The following is a 24,963-nucleotide window of genomic DNA, read 5'->3' on the forward strand; positions in this document are numbered from 1 at the left end:
TCGGGCTCTGGTGGTGCCGGGGAGTCTTCCGCCGGGTCATGTCCGCAACAAGGACACCCCCTCGCTTCTCGGACATCCCGTTCCCATCGAGTTCGATTTCATCGCTCGGGGCGCGGACGGCTCATCAGCCCTTCCGGCCCACCAGCCACGGGGAAAGCTCGACCCGAAAGAGTCCCTTAAGTGGCGATCACGTTCACATATCCCTTTCCAAACTTTTGCCCCTTAAGAACCTGGAGGTCATGGGGCCGGGGAGGCGGCCCGCGGACCCTGCCGTACCGGGCTGTGAGAATGCTGCACAGCAGCGCGCCGGATCAGTCGACGGCCGTTCGGCGAGAGTCGTCGCGGGCGGACACCCGGAGTGCGGGCAGACACCCGGAGTGCGGGCGGACACCCGAAGTCTCGGGGTGGACCAGGCCGGTTCGGCAGCGACAGCACAAGCGACAACAGAGAAGAGCGGTGATGAACGCGATGCCCCAGGGGACATCGGCTTCCCAGTGGTTCCGGGTGATACGTGGCGGACGCACGCCGGGCCTCCGGCTGGTCTGCTTCCCGCACGCCGGGGGGTCCGCGAGCTTCTTCCGCTCCTGGGCCCAACTGCTGCCCGACGACGTGGAGCTGCTGGCGGTGCGGTACCCGGGGCGGGAGGACCGGATCTTCGAACCACCGGTCGAGCACATGGAGGAGCTGGCCGACTCGCTCGCGGAAGCCTGCGCGAGCCTGGGCGGCGGCCCGCTGGCGTTCTTCGGGCACAGCATGGGCGCCTCCGTGGCGTACGAGGTCGCGGCACGCATGGCGAACGCGCCCGGCACGGCCGGGCCCCAGGCGTTGTTCGTCTCCGGCAGAGGGGGACCGGGCAAGAACCAGTCGCGGGGGCTCGCCACCGCGACCGACGAGGAGCTGGTGGGGGACCTCGTCGCCATGAGCGGTACGACCGCGCAGGCCCTCCTGAACAAGGAGCTGCGGGACCTGCTGCTGCCTGCGGTGCGGGCCGACTACCGCCTCGTCGAGAGCTATACGGCGTCGGTCCCGCCGCCGGCGCTGGACATTCCCGTATACGCCTACTACGGGGACGCGGACGACAAGCTGGACGAGGATTCGGTGCTGGCCTGGTCCTCGGCAACCCGGTCCGCCTTCGCCGTCCGCGCCTTCCCCGGCGGGCACTTCTACCTGGAGGAGCAGGCGGCCCCTCTGGTCGCGGATCTGCTCGCCCGCCTCGGTACGAGCACGTCGGCCTGAGGCGGCGGCCCCCCGTTCGGTGCCCGGGGCCCGCGCGCGACGCGATGTCGCGCGCGGGCCCCGACATCACTGCGGAAGCCTCGCCAGGAAGGCGGCCAGCACCGTCCCCACCTGACGCAGCGGCTCGGGCCGGGTCATCCGGTGGTGCGCGGAGGCGACGGGATGGACGTGCAGGTTCCCGGTGAAGTGAGGGGCCCACCGCCTGCGGACCTCTTCCTCCGCGTACCCGGTCCCGGTTGCGGGGAAGTGGAGGATGTCGCCGGTGAAGTGTCCCGGCGTGGTGTGCCGGACCATCCGCCAGTTGTCGCGGGTGTTCTGGACCACCCCTCGGACGTGGTCCTCGGTGAGCTGCTTCAGGGCCGGGATCTCCTCCTTGATGATCTTCAGTGTTCCGGGCACGGTGAGCGGCCGGTCCGAGGTTTCCACCGGGTGCCCGAGGGCGTGCAGGAGCTGCACCATGACGGTGTGGTCGTCGGCCTCCTCGTACGGGGCGTCGGTGTCCGGCGGGTAGGCGTCCATCACGGCCAGCAGCGCGACCTGCTGCCCCCTCTCCTGGAGCCGGACCGCGACGGCGTGGCCGAGGTTGCCGCCCATGGACCAGCCGAGCAGGTGGTAGGGGCCGCTCGGCTGGACGCCCGTGATGTGGTCGACGTACCAGGTGACCAGCTCGTCGAGGTCGGCCGGGGCCGTCCGCGCGAGGGTGACGCCCGGAGCCTGCAGCCCGTACACGGGCCGGCCGACGTCCAGGTGCCGCACCAGACCGAGGTAGGACAGGCCGAAACCGCTCGCGGGAGGCAGGCAGAACAGCGGCGGCAGGTCCCCGTGCCCGCGCAGCGCCACCACCGGCTGGACGAGATCTGCCTCGGCCCCGGTGCCGAGCAGCGACGCCAGGCCCGCCACGGTCGGGGTCTGGAACACGCTCGCGAGTGACAGCTGCGTACCGGTGGCGTCGCGGATCTCACCCACCAGCCGTACGGCGAGCAGCGAGTGTCCCCCGAGTTCGAAGAAGTTGTCGTCCATCCCGACCTCGGGAAGGCCGAGTACGTCGGCGAACACCTCACGGAGCAGGTATTCGCGGGAGGTGCCCGGCTGCCTGCTCGGGTGCCCGGTCGAGTGGTCCGGGACGGGCAGCGCCCTGCGGTCGAGCTTGCCGCTCACCGTCAGCGGCAGTCCGTCCTCCAGCCGGACGAGCGCGGACGGCACCATGTGCGCGGGCAGCACAGCCGACAGGCCGGCCCGGACTTCGGCGATGTCCGCATCGCCGTCCGGACCGCTCACCGGAACGATGTAGCCGGTGAGGCGCGGGTCGCCAGGCTGGTCCTCCCGCACCACCACGGCCGCCTGTGCGACGGACGGGTGGGTGAGCAGGGCGGCCTCGACCTCACCGAGTTCGATACGGAACCCACGCACCTTCACCTGGTCGTCGGTGCGCCCCAGATACTCCAACTGCCCGTCGCTGTTCCACCGGACCAGGTCCCCGGTCCGGTACATCCGCTCACCCGCGACGCCGTACGGATTGGCCACGAACCGCTCGGCGGTCAGCCCGGGACGGTCCAGATATCCCCGCGCCAACTGCACTCCCGCCAGATACAACTCCCCCGCCACCCCAACCGGAACCGGCCGCAACACACCGTCCAGCACGAACACCCGCGTGTTCCACACCGGCCGCCCGATCGGCACACCCCCACCCGAACCCGCACCCGGCTCACAGGCGAACGCGGTGACCTCGATGGACGCCTCGGTCGGCCCGTACAGGTTGTGCAACGGCACATCGAACGATGCCGCGAACCGGTCCCGCAGCCCCTCCGACAGCGCCTCACCACTGGCCATGACCGCCCTCAGCGACGGCAACGCCCACCGCGACGCCTCCGCAGCTGCCACCGCCGACGCCTCCACTGCCGTCTGCGCCACCGCGTCCGCCGCCGTCTCCGCCGCCGAGACGAACATCTCCAGCATCGACGGTACGAAGTGGGCGACGGTCACCCGCTCATGCCGGATCAGCTCCGCCAGATAGGCCGGGTCACGGTGACCGCCGGGGCGGGCCATCACCAGGGTGGCGCCGCCGAGCAGCGGCCAGAACAGTTCCCACACCGACACGTCGAACCCGAACGGTGTCTTCTGCACCACCCGGTCGTCCGGGGTGAGCCGGTGGACCTCCCCCATCCACGCCAGCCGGTTCACCACACCGGCGTGCGGGACCGCCACCCCCTTGGGCCGCCCGGTGGAGCCCGACGTGTAGATGACGTACGCCGGGTGGGCGGGCAGCAGTGCCCCGCCCCGGTCGGCGTCCGACAGATTCCCGTCGGCGGCCCGGGCCAGTCCGGCAACGGTCGCCGGGTCGTCCAGCACCACGCGCGCCACGTCCGCCGCCAGTACGCCCTCGGCCCCACGCGTGGTCACCACCGCTGTCGGCCGCGCGTCCCGCAGCACCTCGGCCACCCGCTCCGCCGGATACTCCGGGTCGATCGGCACGTACGCCGCACCCGCCTTGAGCACGGCCAGCAGCGTCACCACCAGGTCCGCCGAGCGGTCCATGACGACCGCCACCCGCCGCTCGGGGCCCGCTCCCTCGGCCACCAGCAGCCGCGCGAGCCGATTGGCCCGCGCGTTCAACTCCGCACAGGTGACCCCGACGCCCTCGAACACCACCGCCACCGCGTCCGGGGACCGGAGGGCCCGCGCCTCGAACAGACCGGGAAGCGTCGCGGGAGCAACATCGCGGGCGGTGTCGTTCCACGCGACCAGCAGCCGTTCCCGCTCGGCGGCCGGGACCACACCGACCTGGTTGAGTGCGGTCGACGGTGCCGTCTCCAGCGCCGACACGACGGCGTCGGCCGCCGTCATCACCATCGAGGCGAGGGCGCGCGGCTCGATCGGGGAGACCGTCTGGGTCTTGACGACGAACCCCTCACCCGTGTCGTCGACGCTGACGGTGACCGGGTAGTTGGTGCGTTCGTGTGCCTGGAGCAGGCGGACGCCGGGGAGCGTGGTGCCGGCGGCGGCAGCCTCGCTGTGGCGGTAGTTGAACAGTGAGGTGAACAGCGGTGTCCGCGCGGAAACTCCGCTGGCCTGCTGCGCCACCGCCAGCGGTGCGTGTTCGTGCACCAGCAGCTCCGCGAGCTGCCGCTGCATGCCCCGTACCGCTTCCAGCACTCCCCCGGCGCTCGCGTTCACCCGGACGGGAAGGGTGTTCATGAACAGCCCCGGCACCCGGTCCGCGCCCGCTCCGGCGTTCATCCGGCCGAACAGCACGGTGCCGAACACCACGTCGTCCCGGCCCGAGGTGGCCGACACGACGCGCGCCCAGGCGACGTGGAACAGCGTGGCCGGGCTGACGCCCAGCCGCCGCGCCTGCTCCCGCAGCCGCTCCGCGAGGCCCGCGTCCAGCGGCGTCCGCGCCTCGGTCACACCGTGGCCGTCGCCGAGCACGTCCAGCAGGCCGTACGGGGCGCTCGGCTCGCTCACCTCGCTGAGCAGCTCCGCGAAGAACCTCTCGTGTTCCTCGGCGGACACTCGCGACCTGGCCTGTCCGACGAACTCCCGGAACGGCAGCGGCTCGGGCAGGGTGTCCTGCCGCCCGTCGAGGACTGCGGCCACCTCGCCCATGACCACGTCCAACGCGGTGTGGTCCTGGATCAGGTGATGGACCTGAAGGACCATGATCCAGCGGTCCTCGCCCGGCTGCCGGGCCACATGGGCGCGCAGCAGCGGGCCCCGGGAGAGGTCCATGCCCGGCGGGCAGTCCGCGAGCAGCCGGTCCGCCGCCCCCGGACTGTCCTGGTCCACCCCTGCGGGGAGGTCCACCTCCCGCACGGCGAGCGTTGCCCGGCGCGCGACCACCTGGACCGGTTCGCGCAGCCCCTTCCAGACGAAGGAGGTGCGCAGGATGTCGTGCCGGTCGACGACCCTCTGTACGGCGTCGAGGAACGCGTCCACCCGTGCCCGGGAGTCGAAGTCCAGCACGATCGGCAGGACATAGGGGTCCCCGGCGTTCCCGCTGCTCGTGGCAGAGCCGCCCCCTTGGGAAGTGTCTGCCAGGGCGCCGCCCACCTGGGAACCGTCTCCCCGGGAACCGTCTCTTTGGGAGCCGTCCATCAGGGAGTGGAAGAGGATGCCCTCCTGCAACGGAGCCAGCGGGTAGATGTCGGCGATGTTGGCCGCGCCGCCGGGGACCTCCGCGACGATGATGTCGATCTCCTGCGCCGTGAGGTCGGCCAGCGTCACCATCTCCGGCGTGATCACCGTGGCGTCGGCGGGAATGCCGTTCGGCGGGACGGCCACCTGGCCGGTCGCCTCCTCTACGGCCAGGGCGAGTTCCGCCACCGTCGGGCTGACGAACAGCGAGCGGACGTCCACGTCGATCCCCCGCACACGTGCCCGCTCCACCAGCGTCACCGCGAGCAGGGAGTGGCCGCCGAGTTCGAAGAAGTTGTCGTCGACGCCGACCGAGGGCAGAGCGAGTACGTCGGCGAAGACCGCGCAGAGGACTTCCTCCGATACGTTCGCCGGACCCCGGCCGGTGACACCCACGCCGTATTCCGGAGCGGGCAGGGCCCTGCGGTCGAGCTTGCGGTTCGCCGTGAGCGGGAGTACGTCCAGGAACACCACCGCCGCAGGCACCATGTAGTCCGGCAGCAGACCGGCGACATGAGCACGCAGGACGGAACCGTCCACCTGCGGAACAACACCCCCGGCGCGAACCACATAACCGACCAGACGCCTGTCACCGGGCTGGTCCTCACGGACGACGACAGCCGCCTGGGCAACACCCGGGTGCGCCGTCAGGGCGGCCTCGACCTCGCCCAGCTCGATACGGAACCCGCGCACCTTGACCTGGTCGTCCGTACGCCCCAGATACTCCAACTGCCCGTCCGTGCTCCACCGGGCAAGATCCCCGGTCCGGTACATCCGCTCTCCTGCGGTGCCATACGGGTTGGCGACGAACCGCTCCGCCGTCAGCGCCGTCCGGCCCAGGTACCCCCGGGCCAGCTGCACACCCGCCAGATACAACTCCCCCGCGACGCCCGGCGGAACCGGCCGCAGCGCGGAGTCCAGGACGTAAGCACGCATGTTCCACAGGGGCGCGCCGATGGGCGGAACGCCGGACCCGGACAACGGGGCGCTGGCCAGCGAGGCGACCGTCGCTTCGGTCGGCCCGTAGACGTTCAGCATGCGCCGACCGCGGGACCACAGCTCCGCGGTCTCCGGCGGGCACACGTCACCGGCGACCACCAGGGTCATCGCCTCCGGGAGGCCGCCCACGGAGGCGAGCAGCGGCAGCGTCGCGGGAGGCAGGGTCGCATGGGTGACGCGCTGCCTGGCCACCAGTTGCGCCAATGGCGCGCCGGGAGACATCTGGTCCGCCGGAGCCAGCACCACGGCCGCGCCCGCCAGCCAGGCCGGCCACATGTCGGCCACCGAGGCGTCGAAACTGGGCGAGGCGAACTGGAGCAGCCGGCTCTCGGGGCCGATCCCGAGCCGTTCGATGTGGTCGGCGGCGAGGTTCGGCACGCCCCGGTGGCTGACCAGAACGCCCTTGGGACTGCCGGTTGAGCCGGACGTGTAGATGACGTAGGCGGGATGGTCGACGCGCAGTGGGCCGTGGCGTTCGGCGTCGGTCACGTCGTGGCCGGGGTGGGCCGCCAGGTCCTCCCGCAGCTGCGCCTCCGCCGGCGTCAGTCGCACCACGTCGGCGGGCAGCGGTTCGGCCTGCGCTGTGGCGCTGGTGATGTCCTGCGCTGTGGCGCTGGTGATGTCCTGCGCTGTGGCGCTGGTGATGTCCTGCTCTGCTTCGCCGGTGATGAGGACGGCCGGTCGGGCGTCGGTGAGCATGTAGGCGATCCGGTCCGCGGGATAGCGCGGATCGATGGGCAGGTAGGCGGCCCCTGCCTTGAGTACGGCCAGGATGGAGACGACGAGGTCGATCGACCGTGGAAGTGCCAGAGCGACGATGTCCTCGGGCTGTGCGCCACGGTCGAGGAGAAGGCGCGCGAGACGGTTGGCTCGGGCGTTGAGCTGGGCGTAGGACAGTTCGGTGTCCTCGTACACGACCGCGGTCGCGTCGGGGGTGCGGGCTGCCTGGGCCTGGAACAGTTCGGGAAGAGTGGCGAGGGGTACGTCGCGGGCGGTGTCGTTCCATTCCGTCAGGACGCGGTGGCGTTCGGCGGCGTCGAGTATCTCCACGCGCCCGACCCGCACCGCCGGGTCTGCGGTCACTGTCTCCAGGACCCGGCGGAAGCGTTCGGCGATACCGGCGGCCGTGTCGTGGTCAAAGAGGTCGGCGGCGTAGGTGAGCGCACCGTGCAGACCTGCGGGGCTTCCGTCGTCGGCGAAGTGTTCGCCGAGCTGGACGTCCAGATCGAACTTGGCCGGCACCTCACCGGCGGGCAGTACCTCGACGGTCAGACCGGGCAGCGCAAGATCCGGTGCGGTGTTGTTCTGCAGCGTGAGCATCACCTGGAACAAGGGGTGGCGGGCCATCGAGCGGGCCGGTGCAAGCTCCTCCACCAGACGCTCGAACGGCACATCCTGATGCGCAAAAGCCGCCAGAGCCCTTTCCCGCGCCTGACCCAGCAGGTCCAGGAACGTCGGATCACCCGACACGTCCGACCGCAGCACCAACGTATTCACGAAGAACCCGACCAGATCGTCGAGCGCCTCATCGGTCCGACCGGCAACGGGAGTTCCGATGGGAATGTCGGTGCCCGCGCCGAGCCGGGAGAGCAGGGTCGCCAGGGCGGCGTTGAGCACCATGAACACCGTCACACCCTGTGCCCGCGCAAGCTCCACCACCGCACGGTGCGTTTCGGCGTCGATGTGCAGTCCGACGATGCCCCCACGGTGGGAGGCGACCGCCGGACGCTGCCGGTCGACGGGCAACGCCAGCTCCTCCGGGGCTGCCCGCAACTCGTTCCGCCAGTAGGCGAGTTGCTCGCTCAGTAGACTGTCCGGGTCGGCTTGGTCGCCCAGCAACTCCCGTTGCCACAGGCTGTAATCGGCATACTGCACCGGCAGCGAGTCCCACACCGGAACCCCACCGCCCGAACGAGCCGCATAAGCCCTCGACACATCACGCGCCAACGGAGCCAACGACCACCCGTCCCCCGCAATGTGATGCACCACCACAACCAGCACATGCACATCAGCACCGGTCCGCAGCAGACACGCCCGCAACGGAACTTCACCCGCCAGATCGAACCGGTACTGAGCCGCCTCCGCCACCAGCCGAGACACCCCGGCCTCTCCCACCCCCACCGCATCAACCACGCTCAGCAGATCACCCACCGCACCCGCATCCAGCACCCGCTGACACGGCCGGCCCTCCACCGACGCGAACACCGTCCGCAACACCTCGTGCCGGCCCACCACATCACGCAACGCCCCACGCAACGCATCCACATCCAGCGCACCGGCCAACCGCAGCACCAACGGAATGTTGTACGTCGCCGAAGGACCCTCCAACTCCCCCAAGAACCACAACCGCTGCTGCGCGAACGACAACGGCACCACCCCAGACCGCTCCACCCGCACCAACGCCGGCCGGGACACACCCGAAACCGTCAACCGACCGGCAAGCTCACGGAAGGTGGGGGCCTCGAACAGGGTCCGGATCGCGACCTCCACCCCGAACACGGAGCGGATCCGGCTCACCAGACGGGTGGCCAGCAGGGAGTGTCCGCCGAGGTCGAAGAAGTTGTCGTCGATCCCGACCGACGGCAGGGTGAGCACCTCGGCTGCCAGCGCGCAGAGGACTTCCTCCCGTGCGCTCGCCGGACCCCGGCCGGTGACACCCGCACCGTATGCGGGAGCGGGCAGGGCCTTGCGGTCGAGCTTGCGGTTCGCCGTGAGCGGGAGTGCATCCAGGAACACCACCGCCGCAGGCACCATGTAGTCCGGCAGCAGACCGGCGACATGGGCGCGCAGGGCGGAGCCGTCCATCTGCGGAACAGAGCCCCCGGCGCGGACGACGTACGCGACCAGACGCCTGTCGCCGGGCTGATCCTCACGGACCATCACTGCTGCCTGAGCCACAGCCGGATGGGAGGCCAAGGACGTCTCGACCTCGCCGAGCTCGATGCGGAAGCCGCGCACCTTGACCTGGTCGTCCGTACGCCCCAGATACTCCAACTGCCCGTCCACGCTCCACCGGACCAGATCCCCGGTCCGGTACATCCGCTCACCGGAGATGCCATACGGACTCGCCACGAACCGCTCCGCCGTCAGAGCAGACCGGTCGAGATACCCCCGAGCCAACCCCGACCCGGACACATACAACTCCCCCGCCACCCCGACCGGCACCGGCCGCAGCACAGCATCCAGCACAAACACCCGGGTATTGGCGATCGGCTGTCCGATGTACGGGATCGCGCTGTCGACGCTCAGCTCACTCATCGTCGTACAGACCGTGGACTCGGTCGGACCGTAGGCGTTGACCAGACGGCGCCCTTGCGCCCACCGGGCGGCCAGGTCCGGCCGCAGTGATTCTCCGGCGGTCACCAGCGTCGTCACTGTGGGCAGGCTGTCCGCCGCGAGCTCGGCCAGCACGACCGGCGGGAGCGTCACATGGGTCACCCGGCCGGCGGTGATGAAGCGGCCCAGTGCGGGTCCGCCCATCAGGTCGTCCTGGGACGCGAGGACGAGGCAGGCGCCGCTGCACAACGTCACTGCCATTTCGGCCATCGCGGCGTCGAAGCTGGGTGAGGCGAACTGCAACACCCGGCTGCCGGCCCTGACCGCGAACCTCTCCGCCTGCGCGACCACCAGACTCGACAGACCCTCATGGGTCACCGCAACACCCTTGGGACGCCCGGTGGAACCAGAGGTGTAGATCACATACGCGGGATGAGCCGCCAGCAGACCAACCCGCCGCTCCACATCCGACAGATCACCACCCGGCAGAACCGAAACAGCCCGCCGCACCCGCGCATCATCCACACACAGCTGCGCAACACCGGCCCCCGCCAGCCTCTCCCGCTCCGCCTCCACCGTCACGACCAGCGCAGGCCGCCCATCGGCAAGCAGATAAGCAATCCGCTCCGCAGGGTACGCAAGGTCCACCGGCAGCGAAGCACCCCCCGCCTTCGCGACCGCCAGCACCGCCACAACCATCTCCACCGACCGAGGCAGAGCCACAGCGACCAACCGCTCCGGACCCACCCCCCGCTCCGCCAGCAGACGCGCAAAACGATTCGCACGGCTATTGAGTTCGGCATAGGAAACCTCCACATCACCGAACACCAGCGCCGTCGCACCCGGAGTACGCGCGGCCTGCGCCTCGAACAGCTCGGAAAGGGTCGCGCGCGGCACCTCCCGCACCGTCCCGTTCCACTCCACCAGCACACGCCGACGCTCATCCGCGCCCAGCACCTGGAGGCGGTCCACCGGAAGGTCCGGGTCGGCTGTGACCGCGTCCAGCACCTGGACGAGCCGTTGGACGAGCCTGTCGACGGTCGCGCGGTCGAACAGATCGGCGGCGAAGGTGACTATTCCGTTCACTCCGGCGGCATCGCCCTCGGCGTCGAATTCCTCCCCGAGGACGAAGGACAGGTCGAAGACCGGGTTTTCGCCGACGTCGAGTCTTTCGATGTCCAGTCCGGGAAGTTCGAGCGTGGCAGCCGCGACGTTCTGCAGCACGAGCATGATCTGGAACAGGGGGTGTCTGGCCGAGGACCGGACCGGGGCGAGATCCTCCACCAGCCGCTCGAACGGCAGGTCCTGGTGGGCGAGGGCGTTCAGGCTCTCGTCGCGGACGCGGTGGAGCAGGTCGCGGAAGGTGGGGGCGCCGGACAGGTCGGTGCGGATGACCAGGGTGTTGATGAAGAAGCCGACGAGCTGGTCGAGGTTTTCGTCGGTGCGGCCGGCGACGGGGGTGCCGATGGGGATGTCGGTGCCCGCACCGAGCCGGGAGAGCAGCGTCGCCAGTGCGGCGTTGAGCACCATGAACATGGTGACGCCCTCTGCTCGGGCCAGGTCGGTGAGCCGCGCGTGCAGGCCGGCGTCGATGTGCAGGCCGGAGGTGTCGCCGCGGTGGGTGGGCGTTCCGGGGCGGGGGCGGTCGGCGGGCAGGGCGAGTTCTTCGGGCAGCCCGGCCAGTCTCTCCCGCCAGAAGGCCAGTTGGCCTCGGTGGAGGCTCGCGGGGTCGTCCGGATCGCCGAGGAGATCACGCTGCCAGAGGGTGTAGTCGGCGTACTGGACCGGCAGTGGTTCCCAGACGGGCGGCCGGCCGTCGGTCCTGGCCGTATAGGCGGCCGACACGTCGCGCGCCAGCGGGACCAACGACCATGCGTCGGCGGCGATGTGGTGCACCACGATCACCAGCACGTGTTCCAGCGGGCTCAGCCTGAAGAGGCAGGCTCGCAGCGGGATGTCGGTGCGCAGCTCGAACGCGGCGCGCGACACCCGCCCCGTCTCCTCCCGCAGGTCCGCCTCGGCGATGTCGACGAGCGGCACGTCGAAGGACACGGACTCCGGTGCCAGGACGAGCTGCTGCGGTGTGCCGTCGGGTGCCGGGAACACGGTGCGCAGGGCTTCGTGCCGTACGAGGACGTCGCGCAGGGCGGCGTGTGTCGCGTCGATGTCCAGGTCGCCCGTCAGGCGCAGGGCGACCGGGATGTTGTAGTTGGCGTTCGAGCCTTCCAGTTCCCGCACGAACCACAGCCGCTGCTGGGCGAAGGACGGCGGCAGGATGTCCGGCCGCGGCCGGGGCGTGATCCGCGGACGTGTGTCGTCCATGTCCGCCAGCCGCACGGCGAGTCCGGCGACCGTCGGGCTCTCGAACAGGACACGGATCGGGACTTCCGCCCCGAGCACGGTGCGGATGCGGCTGACCAGCCGTACGGCGAGCAGCGAGTGGCCGCCGAGGTCGAAGAAGCTGTCGTCCACGCCGACGTGCGGCAGGCCGAGAATGGCGGCGAACACCTGGCACAGGAGTTGTTCCTGGAGGGTCCGCGGCTCCCGGCTCCCCACGGCCGTCCCGTACGCGGGTGCGGGAAGGGCCCTGCGGTCGAGCTTGCCGTTGGCGGTGAGCGGGAGTGCGTCCAGGACGACCACGGCCGACGGCACCATGTGGTCGGGCAGCAGACCGGCCGCATGGGCGCGGACGGTGGCGCCGTCAACGTCGGTCGCCGGGACGACGTAGCCGACGAGGCGCGTGTCCCCGGGGCTGTCCTCGCGGACGAGCACGGTGGCCTGCGTGATCGCGGGGTGGGAGGTGAGGGCGGCTTCGATTTCGCCGGGCTCGATGCGGAAGCCGCGGATCTTGATCTGGTCGTCGGTACGGCCGAGGTGTTCGAGCCGGCCGTCGGCGGTCCACCGGGCGAGGTCGCCGGTGCGGTACATGCGCCGGCCCGGTGCGCCGAAGGGGTTGGCGACGAAGCGTTCGGCGGTGAGGGCGGGGCGGTGCAGGTAGCCGCGGGCGAGCTGGGCTCCGGCGACGTACAGCTCGCCGGGTGTGCCGGGGGCCACCGGCCGCAGGGCGCGGTCGAGTACGTAGATCTGGGTGTTCCACATCGGGCGGCCGATGGGCACGGTCCCCCGGCCGGAGTCCTCGCAGGGGTCCACGAGGTGGTCGGTGCAGCCGACGGTGGTCTCGGTCGGCCCGTAGTGGTTGACGACGGGCACGTCCGGGTGGTCGCGGTGCCACTGCTGGAGTTGTGCCGTGTGCAGGGGTTCGCCGCCGAGCATGAGCCGGCCGGTGGGTGCCCAGTTGCCGGGGAGTGTCTGGAGGAACGCCAGATGGCTGGGGGTGGCTTTGAGGAAGGTGATGTCGTGGTCGGCGAGGGCGGTGGGGAGGGTTTCGTCCCAGGTGACGATGTGCAGGCGGCCACCGCTGGTGAGCGCGCCGTACAGGGCGGTGACGCCGAGGTCGAACGCCATGGACGCGTGGAGCAGGGTGCTGCCGCCGAGGTGGGGGTGGGCGTGCCGGGCGCGGGCGAGGTAGTTGACGACGCCCTGGTGGGTGACGGCCACGCCCTTCGGCCGTCCGGTGGAGCCCGAGGTGTAGATGACGTACGCCGGGTGCGCGGGCAGCAGCGGGCCGTGCCGCTCGGTGTCGTCGAGGTCGTCGGCGGGCAGGCCGTCGAGGAGGGCCGTCGTGTGCGGGTCGTCGAGGACGAGCCGGGGCACGGTTCCTGCGGGCTGGACGGCTTCCGTGGTGACCAGGAGGGCCGGTCGTGCGTCGGCGAGCAGGTGGGCGATCCGGTCGGCGGGGTGGTCGGGGTCGAGGGGGAGGTAGGCACCGCCCGTCTTCAGTACGGCGAGGACGGCGACGATGAGGTCGGTGGAGCGGGGCAGCGCCAGGGCGACGAGCCGTTCGGGGCCGCTGCCGTGGGTGGCCAGGAGGCGGGCGAGCCGGTTGGCGCGTGCGTCGAGGTCGGCGTAGGACACCTGGCTGTCGTCGCACACGAGGGCGATGGCGTCCGGGGTACGGGCCACCTGCGCCTGGAACAGCTCCGGGAGGGTCGCGGTGGGCACCTCGTGCGCCGTGTCGTTCCACTCCACGAGGACCTGGTGGCGTTCGGCCGGGCCGAGCAGGTCGATGCCGGTGACGGGCCGGGTGGTGTCGGTGGCCACGGCTTCGAGGAGCCGGACGAGCCGTGCGCCGAGGGTGACGACCGTGGTGTGGTCGAACAGGTCGGTCGCGTAGCCGATGACGCCGGTCAGGCCGTCGGGCCCGCCGTGCGGGGCGAAGGTCTCCTGGAGCTGGATGTCGAGGTCGAACTTGGCCGGCTGGTCGCCGCCGGGCAGCGGGGCGGTTTCGAGCCCCGGCAGTCGGAGGACGGGCGGTGCGGTGTTCTGCAGGCCGAGCATGACCTGGAAGAGGGGGTGGCGGGCCATGGACCGGGCGGGCGCCAGGTCCTCCACCAGCCGTTCGAAGGGCAGGTCCTGGTGGGCGAAGGCGTTGAGGCTCTGCTCGCGGACACGGCGCAGCACCTCCCGGAAGGACGGGTCACCCGACACGTCGGTACGGATGACCAGGGTGTTGACGAAGAACCCGACGAGTTCGTCCAGACTCTCGTCGGTGCGCCCGGCCACGGAGGTTCCGATGGGGATGTCCGTTCCCGAGCCGAGGCGGGACAGCAGTGTCGCCACCGCGGCGTTGAGCACCATGAACAGGGTGACGCCTTCGGTGCGGGCCAGGGCGGCGAGCCGCTGGTGCAGGTCGGCGTCGATGTGCAGGCGTGCGGTGGCGCCGCGGTGGGTGGCGACGGGGAGCCGGGGGCGGTCGCTGGGCAGCGCGAGTTCCTCCGGCAGATCGGCCAGGGCCGCGCGCCAGTCGGCGAGTTGGGCGTGGTGGACACTTCCGACGTCGTCGGGGTCTCCCAGCAGCTCGCGCTGCCAGCGCGCGTAGTCGGCGTACTGGACCGGCAGCGGCTCCCACGAGGGGGCCCGGCCCTCGCACCGGTCGGCGTACGCGGTGGAGATGTCCCGAGCCAGCGGCGCGAGGGACCACCCGTCACCGGCGACGTGATGCAGCACCACCACCAGCACATGATCCTGCGGCGCCACCACGAACAGCCTCGCCCGCAGGGGGATTTCACGGGACAGGTCGAAGGGGTGGTGCGACGCGTCGGCCACCGCCCGCTCGCACTCGCCGTCCGCCACCTCGGCCACGGGCAGCTGGAGGTCGATCGCGTCCGGGGCTAGGACGTGCTGTCGTGGCGTGCCGTCGACGCTCGGGAAGACGGTACGGAGAGCCTCGTGGCGGGTGATGACGTCGTGGAGGGCGGCCCGGAGGGCGTCGCGGTCGAGGTCGCCGGTGAGGCGGAGGGCGAGGGGGATGTTGTAGAGCCCGGAGGGTCCTTCGAGTTCACCGAGGAACCACAGCCGTTGCTGGGCGAAGGACAGCGGGACGGTCTCGGGGCGCGGTCCGGCGGTCAGCCTCTGGCGTGGCGCGGCGGAGTCCGTGACGCGCCGGGCGAGTGCGGCGACGGTGGGGGTTTCGAACAGGGCCCGGATCGGGATCTCGGCCCCGAGCACGGTACGGATACGGCTGACCAGGCGCGTCGCCAGCAGCGAGTGCCCGCCGAGGTCGAAGAAGCTGTCGTCCACCCCGACCTGCGGCACGCCGAGGACATCGGCGAACGCCTGGCGGAGCAGGTGTTCCTGGAGGGTTCGCGGCTCGCGGCCGGGGCCCGCCGCGGTCGGGTCCGGGGCGGGCAGGGCCTCGCGGTCCAGCTTGCCGTTCACGGTGAGCGGGAGCGCGTCCAGGACGACTACGGCCGAGGGCACCAGGTGGGCGGGCAGCAGCCGCGCCACGTACTCCCGGACCGCCGGGCCGTCGATCCCGCGGTCCCGGCTGTCATTCCCGCCGTTCGGGCCGTCGACGCCCGGCGTGTCCTCACGGCCGGTGCCCCTCACGGGCGTTCGGCCGACGTTCGTGAGACTGGGGTCCTCTCCGGCCTGTACGGCGCCGTCGCGGGCGGCACCGTCGGGAGCGGCACCGGGGGCGGCACCGTTCGCGTCGCCGCCCGGGACGACGTAGCCGACGAGGCGCTTGTCGCCGGGGGTGTCCTCGCGGACGACCACGGTGGCCCGTGCGACGGCGGGGTGGGACGTCAGTGCGGTTTCGATCTCGGCGGGTTCGATGCGGAAGCCGCGGATCTTCACCTGGGCGTCGGTGCGGCCGAGGAACGCGAGCTGCCCGTCGGCGGTCCAGCGGACCAGGTCCCCGGTCCGGTACATCCGCTCCCCCGGCCCGCCGTACGGGTTCGCCACGAACCGTTCGCAGGTCAGCCCCGGCCGGTCGAAGTAGCCCCGGGCCAGGCCGGCCCCGGCCACGTACAGCTCCCCCGCCGTCCCCGGCGGCACCGGCCGCAGCGTGGCGTCCAGGACGTACAGCCTGGTGCCGGAGACCGGTCCGCCGATCGGCACGGATCCGCCCCCGCCCCGTCGCACCACGTGCCGGGTCGCGAACGTCGTCGTCTCCGTCGGCCCGTACACGTGCAGCAGGTGTTCCGGCACGGCGAGTTCCAGGACCCGCCGAACCGCGAGCGGATCGACCGCCTCGCCGCCGAACAGCAGGTGCCGCAGGCGTCCGAGCACCTGTGGCGACTCCGCGGCGAGGCGGTGGAACAGGGCGGTGGTGACGAACATCGTGGTGATTCCACTGCGCTCGATCCGCGCGGTGAGCCGTTCGGGCGAAAGCAGTACGTCCCGGTCGACGCCCACCAGCGTCGCACCGTTGACCAGCGCACCCCAGATCTCGAAAGTGGCCGCGTCGAACGACACGGACGACGCCTGGGCGACGACATCGTCGGTGCCCAGCGCCACGTAGTTCGCCTGCCGGACGAGACGGACGACGGCCTGCTGCGGTACGACCACACCCTTGGGCCGTCCCGTGGAGCCGGAGGTGTAGAGCACGTACGCGGGGTGGGCGGGCAGCAGCCTGCCGCCCCGGTCCGCGTCCGACAGGTTCTCCGCACCGAGGGCCGACAGCTCGGCGGCCGTGGCGGGGTCGTCCACCACCACGCGCTCCCCGGGGATGTCCGTACGGACGTGGGCCCGCTGGGTGACGAGCAGGGCCGGCCGGGCGTCCGCCCGCATGAAGGCGATCCGGTCGGCCGGATAGGCCGGGTCGACCGGCACGTACGCCGCTCCCGCCTTGACCGTCGCCAGCAGCGCGACCACCAGATCGGCCGAGCGGTCCATCAGCACCGCCACCCGGTCCTCGGGCCGCACGCCGTGGGCGAGCAGGCGGCGCGCCAGCCGGTTCGCCCGCGCGTTCAGCTCGGCGTAGGAGAGTGTGGCGTCGTCGTACGCGACCGCCGTGGCGTCGGGAGCCAGGGCCGCCCGGTTCTCGAACAGCTCCGCCAGCGTGGCCTGTGCCGCTTCGTTGCCGGTGTCGTTCCACTCGACGAGGATCCGGTGGCGTTCGGCCGGGCCGAGGAGGTCGAGTCCGGTGACCGGAAGCGCGGGGTCCGTGGTCACGGCGTCGAGCACGCGGACGAGCCGTTGGACGAGCGTGTCCACGGTGGTGCGGTCGTACAGGTCGGCCGCGTAGGTGAGGGTGCCGCTGAGGCCCGCCGGGCGGCCTTCGGTGTGGGCCTCGCGGAGCTGGAGGTCGAGGTCGAACTTGGCGGGCAGGTCCCCGTTGGACAGCAGGCGGCTCTCCAGGCCGGGCAGGTCGAGTGCCGGGGCGGTGGTGTTCTGCAGGGCCAGCATGACCTGGAAGAGGGGGTGGCGGGCCATGGAGCGGGCGGGCGCCAGGTCCTCCACCAGCCGTTCGAACGGGAGGTCCTGGTGGGCGAGCGCGTTGAGGCTCTGCTCGCGGACGCGCCGCAGCACCTCCCGGAACGAGGGGTCGCCCGAGACGTCGGTACGGATCACCAGGGTGTTCACGAAGCAGCCGACGAGGTCGTTCAGGCTCTCGTCGGTGCGCCCCGCGACGGGCGTGCCGACGGGGATGTCGGTGCCCGCCCCGAGCCGGGAGAGCAGGGTCGCCAGTGCGGCGTTGAGCACCATGAACAGGGTGACGCCCTCGGCGCGGGCCAGCGCGGCCAGCCGTGCGTGCAGGTCGGCGTCGACGTGGACGGCGGTGGAGGCGCCCCGGTGGGACGCCACCTGCGGCCGGGGGCGGTCGCTGGGCAGGGCGAGTTCTTCGGGCAGACCGGCCAGGGCCTCGCGCCAGTACGTCAACTGCGTGCTGTGCGGGCTTCCGGGGGCGCTCTCGTCCCCGAGGAGTTCGCGCTGCCAGCGCGTGTAGTCGGCGTACTGGACCGGCAGCGGCTCCCAGGCGGGAACCCGGCCCTCGCACCGGGCGGCGTACGCGAGGGAAATGTCCCGCGCCAGCGGGGCGAGGGACCATCCGTCACCGGCGACGTGATGCAGCACCACCACCAGGACATGATCCTGCGGCGCCACCGCCAACAGCCTTGCCCTCAGGGGGATTTCACGGGCCAGGTCGAAGGCGCGGGCGGTCTCGTCCCTGACGGCCTGGCCGATCCCGGCCTCGGGCACGTCGGTCACGGGCAGCAGGGGGCCGGGGTCGATCGCGTCCGGGGCGAGGACGTGCTGTTGCGGCGAGCCGTCGGTGCTCGGGAAGACGGTGCGCAGGACTTCGTGCCGGGTGATGACGTCGTGGAGGGACGCGCGCAGGGCGTTGCGGTCGAGGTCTCCGGTGAGGCGGAGGGTGATGGGGATGTTGTAGAGCCCGGAGAATCCTTCGAGTTCACCGAGGAACCACAGCCGTTGCTGGGCGAAGGAAAGGGGCACCGGCTCGGGGCGCGGCCCGGCGGTCAGCCTGCGGCGTGCTGTCCCGGCGCCGGTCAGACGGTCGGCGAGTCCGGCGACGGTGGGGGTTTCGAACAGGGCCCGGATCGGGATCTCGGCCCCGAGGGCGGCACGGATACGGCCGACCAGGCGCGTCGCCAGCAGCGAGTGCCCGCCGAGGTCGAAGAAGTTGTCGTCCACCCCGACCTGCGGCACGCCGAGTACGTCGGCGAACAGCTGGCACAGGAGCTGTTGCTGCGGGGTTCGGGGCTCCCGGATCTCCTCGGGTGTCCCGTACGCGGGGGCTGGAAGGGCGGCCCGGTCGAGCTTGCCGTTCACCGTGAGCGGGAGGGCGTCCAGGACCACCACGGCCGAGGGCACCAGGTGCTCGGGCAGCACACCGGCCAGATGGGTGCGGACAGTGGCGCCGTCCACGTCCGGGGCGGCGACGACGTACCCGACGAGGCGCTTGTCACCGGGCCGGTCCTCACGGACCACGACAGCGGCCTGCGACACCGCCGGATACGAGGCCAACGCGGCCTCCACCTCACCGGGTTCAATACGGAAACCACGGATCTTGACCTGGTCGTCCGTACGACCCAAATACTCCAACTGCCCCTCGGCGAACCAGCGGACCAGGTCACCGGTGCGGTACATCCGCTCCCCCGGCCCGCCGTACGGGTTCGCCACGAACCGCTCGGCGGTCAGACCGGGACGCCCCAGGTAGCCACGGGCGAGGCCGGGGCCGGTGAGGTAGAGCTCGCCGGGGACTCCGGGAGCGACCGGTTGCAGGGCGGTGTTCAGGACGTAGAGGCGGGTGTTGGCGATGGGAGTGCCGATACGGACGCCGGTGGAAGGGGTGAGCTGGGCGGTGGTGGCGCAGACGGTGGATTCGGTCGGGCCGTAGGCGTTGACGAGGGTGCGGTGGGCGGCCCAGGGGGCGACCTGGTACGCGGGAAGTGCTTCGCCGGCGGTGATGAGGGTGGTCAGGTGAGGAAGATCGTCGGGGTTGAGCTCGGGGAGGACGGCGGGGGGAAGAGTGGCGTGGGTGACGTTCTGGTGGGTGATGAGCCGGGTCAGGGCCGGGCCGGGGAGCAGCTCGTCCCGGCCGGCGGTGACGAGGGTGGCGCCGGTGCACAGAGTGACCACCATTTCGGCCATCGCGGCGTCGAAGCTGGGTGAGGCGAACTGCAACACCCGGCTGCCGGCCGTGACCGCGAACCTCTCCGCCTGCGCGACCACCAGACTCGACAGACCCTCATGAGTCACCGCAACACCCTTGGGACGCCCGGTGGAACCAGAGGTGTAGATCACATACGCGGGATGAGCCGCCAGCAGACCAACCCGCCGCTCCGCATCCGACAGATCACCACCCGGCAGAACCGACACGGCCCGCCGCACCCGCGCATCATCCACACACAGCTGCGCAACACCAGCCCCCGCCAGTCTCTCCCGCTCCGCCTCCACCGTCACGACCAACGCGGGCCGCCCATCGGCAAGCAGATAAGCAATCCGCTCCGCAGGGTACGCAAGGTCCACCGGCAGCGAAGCACCCTCCGCCTTCGCCACCGCCAGCACCGCCACAACCAGCTCCACCGACCGAGGCAGAGCCAAAGCGACCAACCACTCCGGACCCACCCCCCGCTCCACCAGCAGACGCGCAAAACGATTCGCACGGCTATTGAGTTCGGCGTAGGAAACCTCCACCTCGCCGAACACCACCGCCGTCGCACCCGGAGTACGCGCGGCCTGCGCCTCGAACAGCTCGGAAAGGGTCGCGCGCGGCACCTCCCGCACCGTCCCGCTCCACTCCACCAGCACACGCCGACGCTCATCCGCGCCCAGCACGTCGATGTCGCCGAGCGGTGCTTCCGGTGCCGACTCCAGCGCGGCGACGACCCCTTCGCCGACGGTCTCCATCATGGCGCACAGGACGTCGGGCGACCCGGGCGCGACGACCTGTGCCGTGAGCACGAAGTCGTTTCCGGTGTCGTCGACGATCATTCCGACGGGGTAGTTCGTCCGCTCCTGCATGAACAGCACATCCACACCCGGCAGCCCGTCACGCGCGGTCTCTGAATCCGCCCTCCTGTGCCGGTAGTTCAGGAGCGAGGTGAACAGCGGGGCGTCCCCGCGCAGCCCGCTCGCGCGCTGTGCCAGCGCGAGTGGTGCGTGTTCGTGCAGCAGCAGTTCGGCCAGCTGGGCCTGTACGGCGCGCACCACGTCACGCGTTCCGGCGCCACCGGTGCCGACCCGGACGGGGAGGGTGTTGATGAACAGACCCACGGCCCGTTCGGCTCCCGCACCCATCCGGCCGAACAGGATCGTCCCGAAGACCACGTCGTCGCGTCCGGAGGTCGCGGCCAGCACGCGGGCCCATACGACGTGGAACAGCGTCGCCGGGCTCACGCCGAGGCGCCGTGCCTGCGTACGGAGCCGCCCGGCGAGTCCCGGATCCATGACGGCGGTGGACTCGGTGGCCCCTGTGCCGTCTCCCCGGACGTCCACCAGCCCGAAGGGGGCCGTCGGCTCGGTGACGTCGCCCAGCAGGCGGCCGAAGTACGTTTCGTGTTCCTGCGGGGACACCTGGCCTCGCGCCTGGGCGACGACGTCGCGGTACGGCGCGGGCGCGGGCAGTTCGCCGTCGCGTCCCTCGATGAACGCCTGTACCTCGTCCAGGATGACGTCCAGCGCGGTGTGGTCCTGGATCAGGTGGTGGACCTGCACCAGTGCGAGCCACTGTGCGCCGCCCGGCTGCGCCGCGACGTGCAGGCGGATCAGCGGGGCACTGCCGAGGGCCATGGCGGAGGGGCATTCCGCCAGCAGCCGGGCGACCAGTTCGTGGTCGGGCGTCGCGGCGTCCGTGCCGTCGGGCAGCACCACTTCCCGCACCGGCAGTTCGGCGCGCCGGAGCACCACCTGCACCGGTTCGGGCAGCCCTTCCCAGAGCACCGCCGTTCGCAGGTTGTCGTGCCGGTCCACCACTTTCCGCAGGGCGGTCACGAACGCGTCGAGTCTGTCGCGGGAGTCGAAGCGCAGCACGGTGGGCAGGACGTACACGTCCGCGTCCGTGGTCCCGTCGCCCATGAGGTGGTGGAAGAGGATGCCTTCCTGGAGCGGCGCGAGCGGGTACACGTCCGCCACGTTCGCGGCGCCGCCGGGAACGCGGGCGGTGATGTCCGCGATGTGCGCTGCGGTCAGGTCGACCAGGGGCAGCATGTCCGGGGTGATGACCTGTGAACCGGCCGGAATCCGGTTCTCGGGAACGTGCACCTCGGGTCGGCCGGTGGTCGCCGCGAGTCCCGCCACGGTGGGCGTGGTGAACAGGGAACGTACGTCGATCGTCAGGCCGGTCGCGCGCAGCCGCTCGACCAGCGTCACCGCGAGCAGCGAGTGCCCGCCGAGGTCGAAGAAGTTGTCGTCCACCCCGACCTGCGGCCGGCCGAGGACCTCGGCGAAGGCGTCGCAGAGGATTCCCTCGCGCGCGGTGCGCGGCCCTCGGCCGCCGTGCTCCGGGGTGTACTCGGGCGCGGGCAGGGCGGCCCGGTCGAGCTTGCCGTTCACCGTGAGCGGGAGGGCGTCCAGGACCACCACGGCCGAGGGCACCAGGTGCTCGGGCAGCACGCCGAGCAGATGGGTGCGGACGGCGGCGCCGTCCAGGTCCGGGGCGGCGACGACGTACCCGACGAGGCGCTTGTCACCGGGCCGGTCCTCACGGACCACGACAGCGGCCTGCGACACCGCCGAGTGCGAGGCCAACGCGGCCTCCACCTCACCGGGTTCAATACGAAAACCACGGATCTTGACCTGGTCGTCCGTACGACCCAGATACTCCAACTGCCCGTCCACGGACCACCGCACCAGGTCACCGGTGCGATACATCCGCTCCCCCGGCCCGCCGTACGGGTTCGCCACGAACCGCTCGGCCGTCAGACCGGGACGCCCCAGGTAGCCACGGGCGAGCTGGACACCGGCGAGGTAGAGCTCGCCGGGGACGCCCGGCGGTACCGGCCGCAGGGCGGTGTCGAGTACGTAGGTCCGGGTGTTCCACACGGGTCGGCCGATGGGGACCACCGGGTCGTCGCTGGTGAGGTGTGAGGCGTGGGTGACGTCCACGGAGGCTTCGGTGGGGCCGTAGAGGTTGTGCAGGGGGACGTTCAGGGTGCGCAGGAAGTGGTCGCGGAGTTCGGGCGTGAGGGCTTCGCCGCTGCACAGGACGGCGCGCAGGCCGGTGCACTCGGAGGCGGAGGGTTCGGTGAGGAAGGCCCGCAGCATGGAGGGGACGAAATGGCTGACGGTGACGTGCCGGGTCCGGATGAGGTCGGCCAGGTAGGCGGGGTCGCGGTGCCCGCCGGGGCGGGCCACGACCAGGGCGGCGCCCTGGAGGAGGGGCCAGAAGAACTCCCAGACGGACACGTCGAATCCGAAGGGGGTCTTCTGCAGCACCCGGTCCGAGGCTCCGATCGGGTACGTGTGCTGCATCCACCGCAGCCGGTTGACCACCCCCTGGTGCGGCACGGCGACGCCCTTGGGCCGGCCGGTGGAGCCGGACGTGTGGATGACGTACGCCGGGTGCGCGGGCAGCAGTGCACCGTTGCGTTCGCCGTCGTCGAGGTCGGTCGCGGGCAGAGCGCCGAGGGCGCGTACCGTCTGCGGGTCGTCGAGGACGAACTGCCGCGCCTTCTCGCCGGTGGGCAGGTGCGGGTGCAGGTCGCCGGTGGTGACGACGACGGCGGGCCGGGCGTCGGACAGGAGGTGGGCGATCCGGTCGGTGGGGTGGGCGGGGTCGAGGGGAAGGTAGGCGGCGCCTGTCTTCACGACGGCCAGGAGGGTGACGACCAGGTCGGTGGAGCGTTCGAGGTGCACCCCGACGAGGGACTCCGTACCGGCACCGTGGTCGGCCAGGCGGCGGGCGAGCCGGTTGGCGCGGGCGTTGAGGTCGGTGTACGAGAGTTCGGTGTCGCCGAACACCACCGCGGTCGCGTCGGGGGTACGGGCCGCCTGCGCCTCGAACAGCTCGGGCAGTGTCGCGGCCGGGACGTCGTACGCGGTGTCGTTCCATCCGCTGACGACCTGGCGGCGTTCGGCCGGGTCGAGCAGGTCGAGGTCGTCGACGGGCCGTGCCGGGTCGGCGGTCACCGCGTCGAGCAGCCGGACCAGCCGCTCGGTCAGTGTCCGCACCGTGCCGTGGTCGAACAGGTCCGCCGCGTAGCCGATCCCGCCGGTGAGGCCGGCCGGGACGCCGCCGGGGCCGAAGGTCTCCCTGACGGACACGGAGAGGTCGGCCCTGGCCGGCGTGTCCGTGCCGGCCAGCACGGTCACGTCGAGGCCGGGCAGTGCGAGGGCCGGCTCGGCGTTGTCCTGAAGCACCAGCATGACCTGGAACAACGGCTGCCGGGCTATGGACCGGGCGGGCGCCAGATCCTCCACCAGCCGCTCGAAGGGCAGTTCCTGATGGGTGAGCGCGTCCAGGTTCCGTTCGTGCACCCGGGCCAGCACGTCGCGGAACGAGGGGCGTCCCGACAGGTCGCCGCGGATCACCAGGGTGTTCACGAAGAAGCCGACGAGGTCGGTGAGCGCGACTTCGGTGCGCCCGGCCACCGGCGTGCCGATGGGGATGTCGGTGCCGGCGCCGAGCCGGGAGAGCAGGGTGGCGAGCGCCGCGTGGAGCACCGCGTACAGGGTGACGCCCTCGGCGCGGGCAAGGGCGGTCAGCCGCTGATGGAGGTCGGCGGGCACGGCGAGGTCCGCGCTGCCGTCGCGGTGGCTCGGCACGGCGGGGCGCGGTCGGTCGAACGGCAGGGCGAGTTCCTCCGGCAGGTCGGCCAGCGCCTTCCGCCAGTACGACAGTTCCTGGTTCAGGAAGCTCGCCGGGTCGTCCTCGCCCGCGAGGAGTTCGCGCTGCCAGAGGGCGTAGTCGGCGTACTGGATCGGCAGCGGCTCCCAGGCGGGGGCCCGGCCCTCGCACCGGGCGGTGTACGCGGCGGAGACGTCCCGTGCCAGGGGCACCAGGGACCAGCCGTCGCCGGCGATGTGATGGGTCACCAGGATCAGTACGTGGTCGTGCGGGGCCACCGCGAGAAGACGTGCCCGCAGCGGGATCTCGCGGGAGAGGTCGAACGGCCGCACGGATTCCTCCGCCACCACGCGCGCCACCTCGTCCTCCGTCACCGTGGTCACCGGCAGCTCCGGGCCGGCGTCCTCCGGGGTGAGGATCCTCTGCTCGGGGACGCCGTCCTCGGTGGCGATCAGTGTGCGCAGCGCCTCATGGCGTTCGACCAGATCGGTCAGTGCCGTGTGCAGGGCCTTCTGGTTCAGGTCACCGGTCAGCCGCAGAGTGATCGGGATGTTGTACATGCCGTGGGGTCCCTGCAGCTCACCGAGGAACCACAACCGCTGCTGGGCAAAGGACAGAGGAATCATCGGGGTGCTCTCTACGACAGGTGACGGACTGAACGGGGAAGGGTGTGGCGGGACTTGAGGCCCGGCCGCCTCCGGGCGGCCGGGAATCCGGTGCGG

Annotated in this window: 2 protein-coding genes; one reads left to right on the forward strand and one right to left on the reverse strand. The window is 71.5% G+C overall.

Going from position 1 to position 24,963, the window contains the following annotated elements:
- Positions 1-459: 459 nt before the first annotated feature.
- On the forward strand, positions 460-1,236 hold the full coding sequence (locus tag ACFYVL_RS08390) for a thioesterase II family protein (RefSeq protein ID WP_389242073.1): 777 nt from the start codon (positions 460-462) through the stop codon (positions 1,234-1,236).
- Between the two features lie 66 nt (positions 1,237-1,302).
- Here ACFYVL_RS08390 and ACFYVL_RS08395 read toward each other — a convergent pair whose 3' ends face one another.
- The gene (locus tag ACFYVL_RS08395) at positions 1,303-24,867 is read right to left on the reverse strand and encodes a non-ribosomal peptide synthase/polyketide synthase (protein WP_389242075.1); all 23,565 of its coding nucleotides are present in this window, start codon (positions 24,865-24,867) and stop codon (positions 1,303-1,305) included.
- Positions 24,868-24,963: the final 96 nt, after the last annotated feature.

Origin of the sequence: Streptomyces sp. NPDC004111 (genome assembly GCF_042874215.1) — a bacterium.
In the GTDB taxonomy this organism is placed as follows: Bacteria; Actinomycetota; Actinomycetes; order Streptomycetales; family Streptomycetaceae; genus Streptomyces.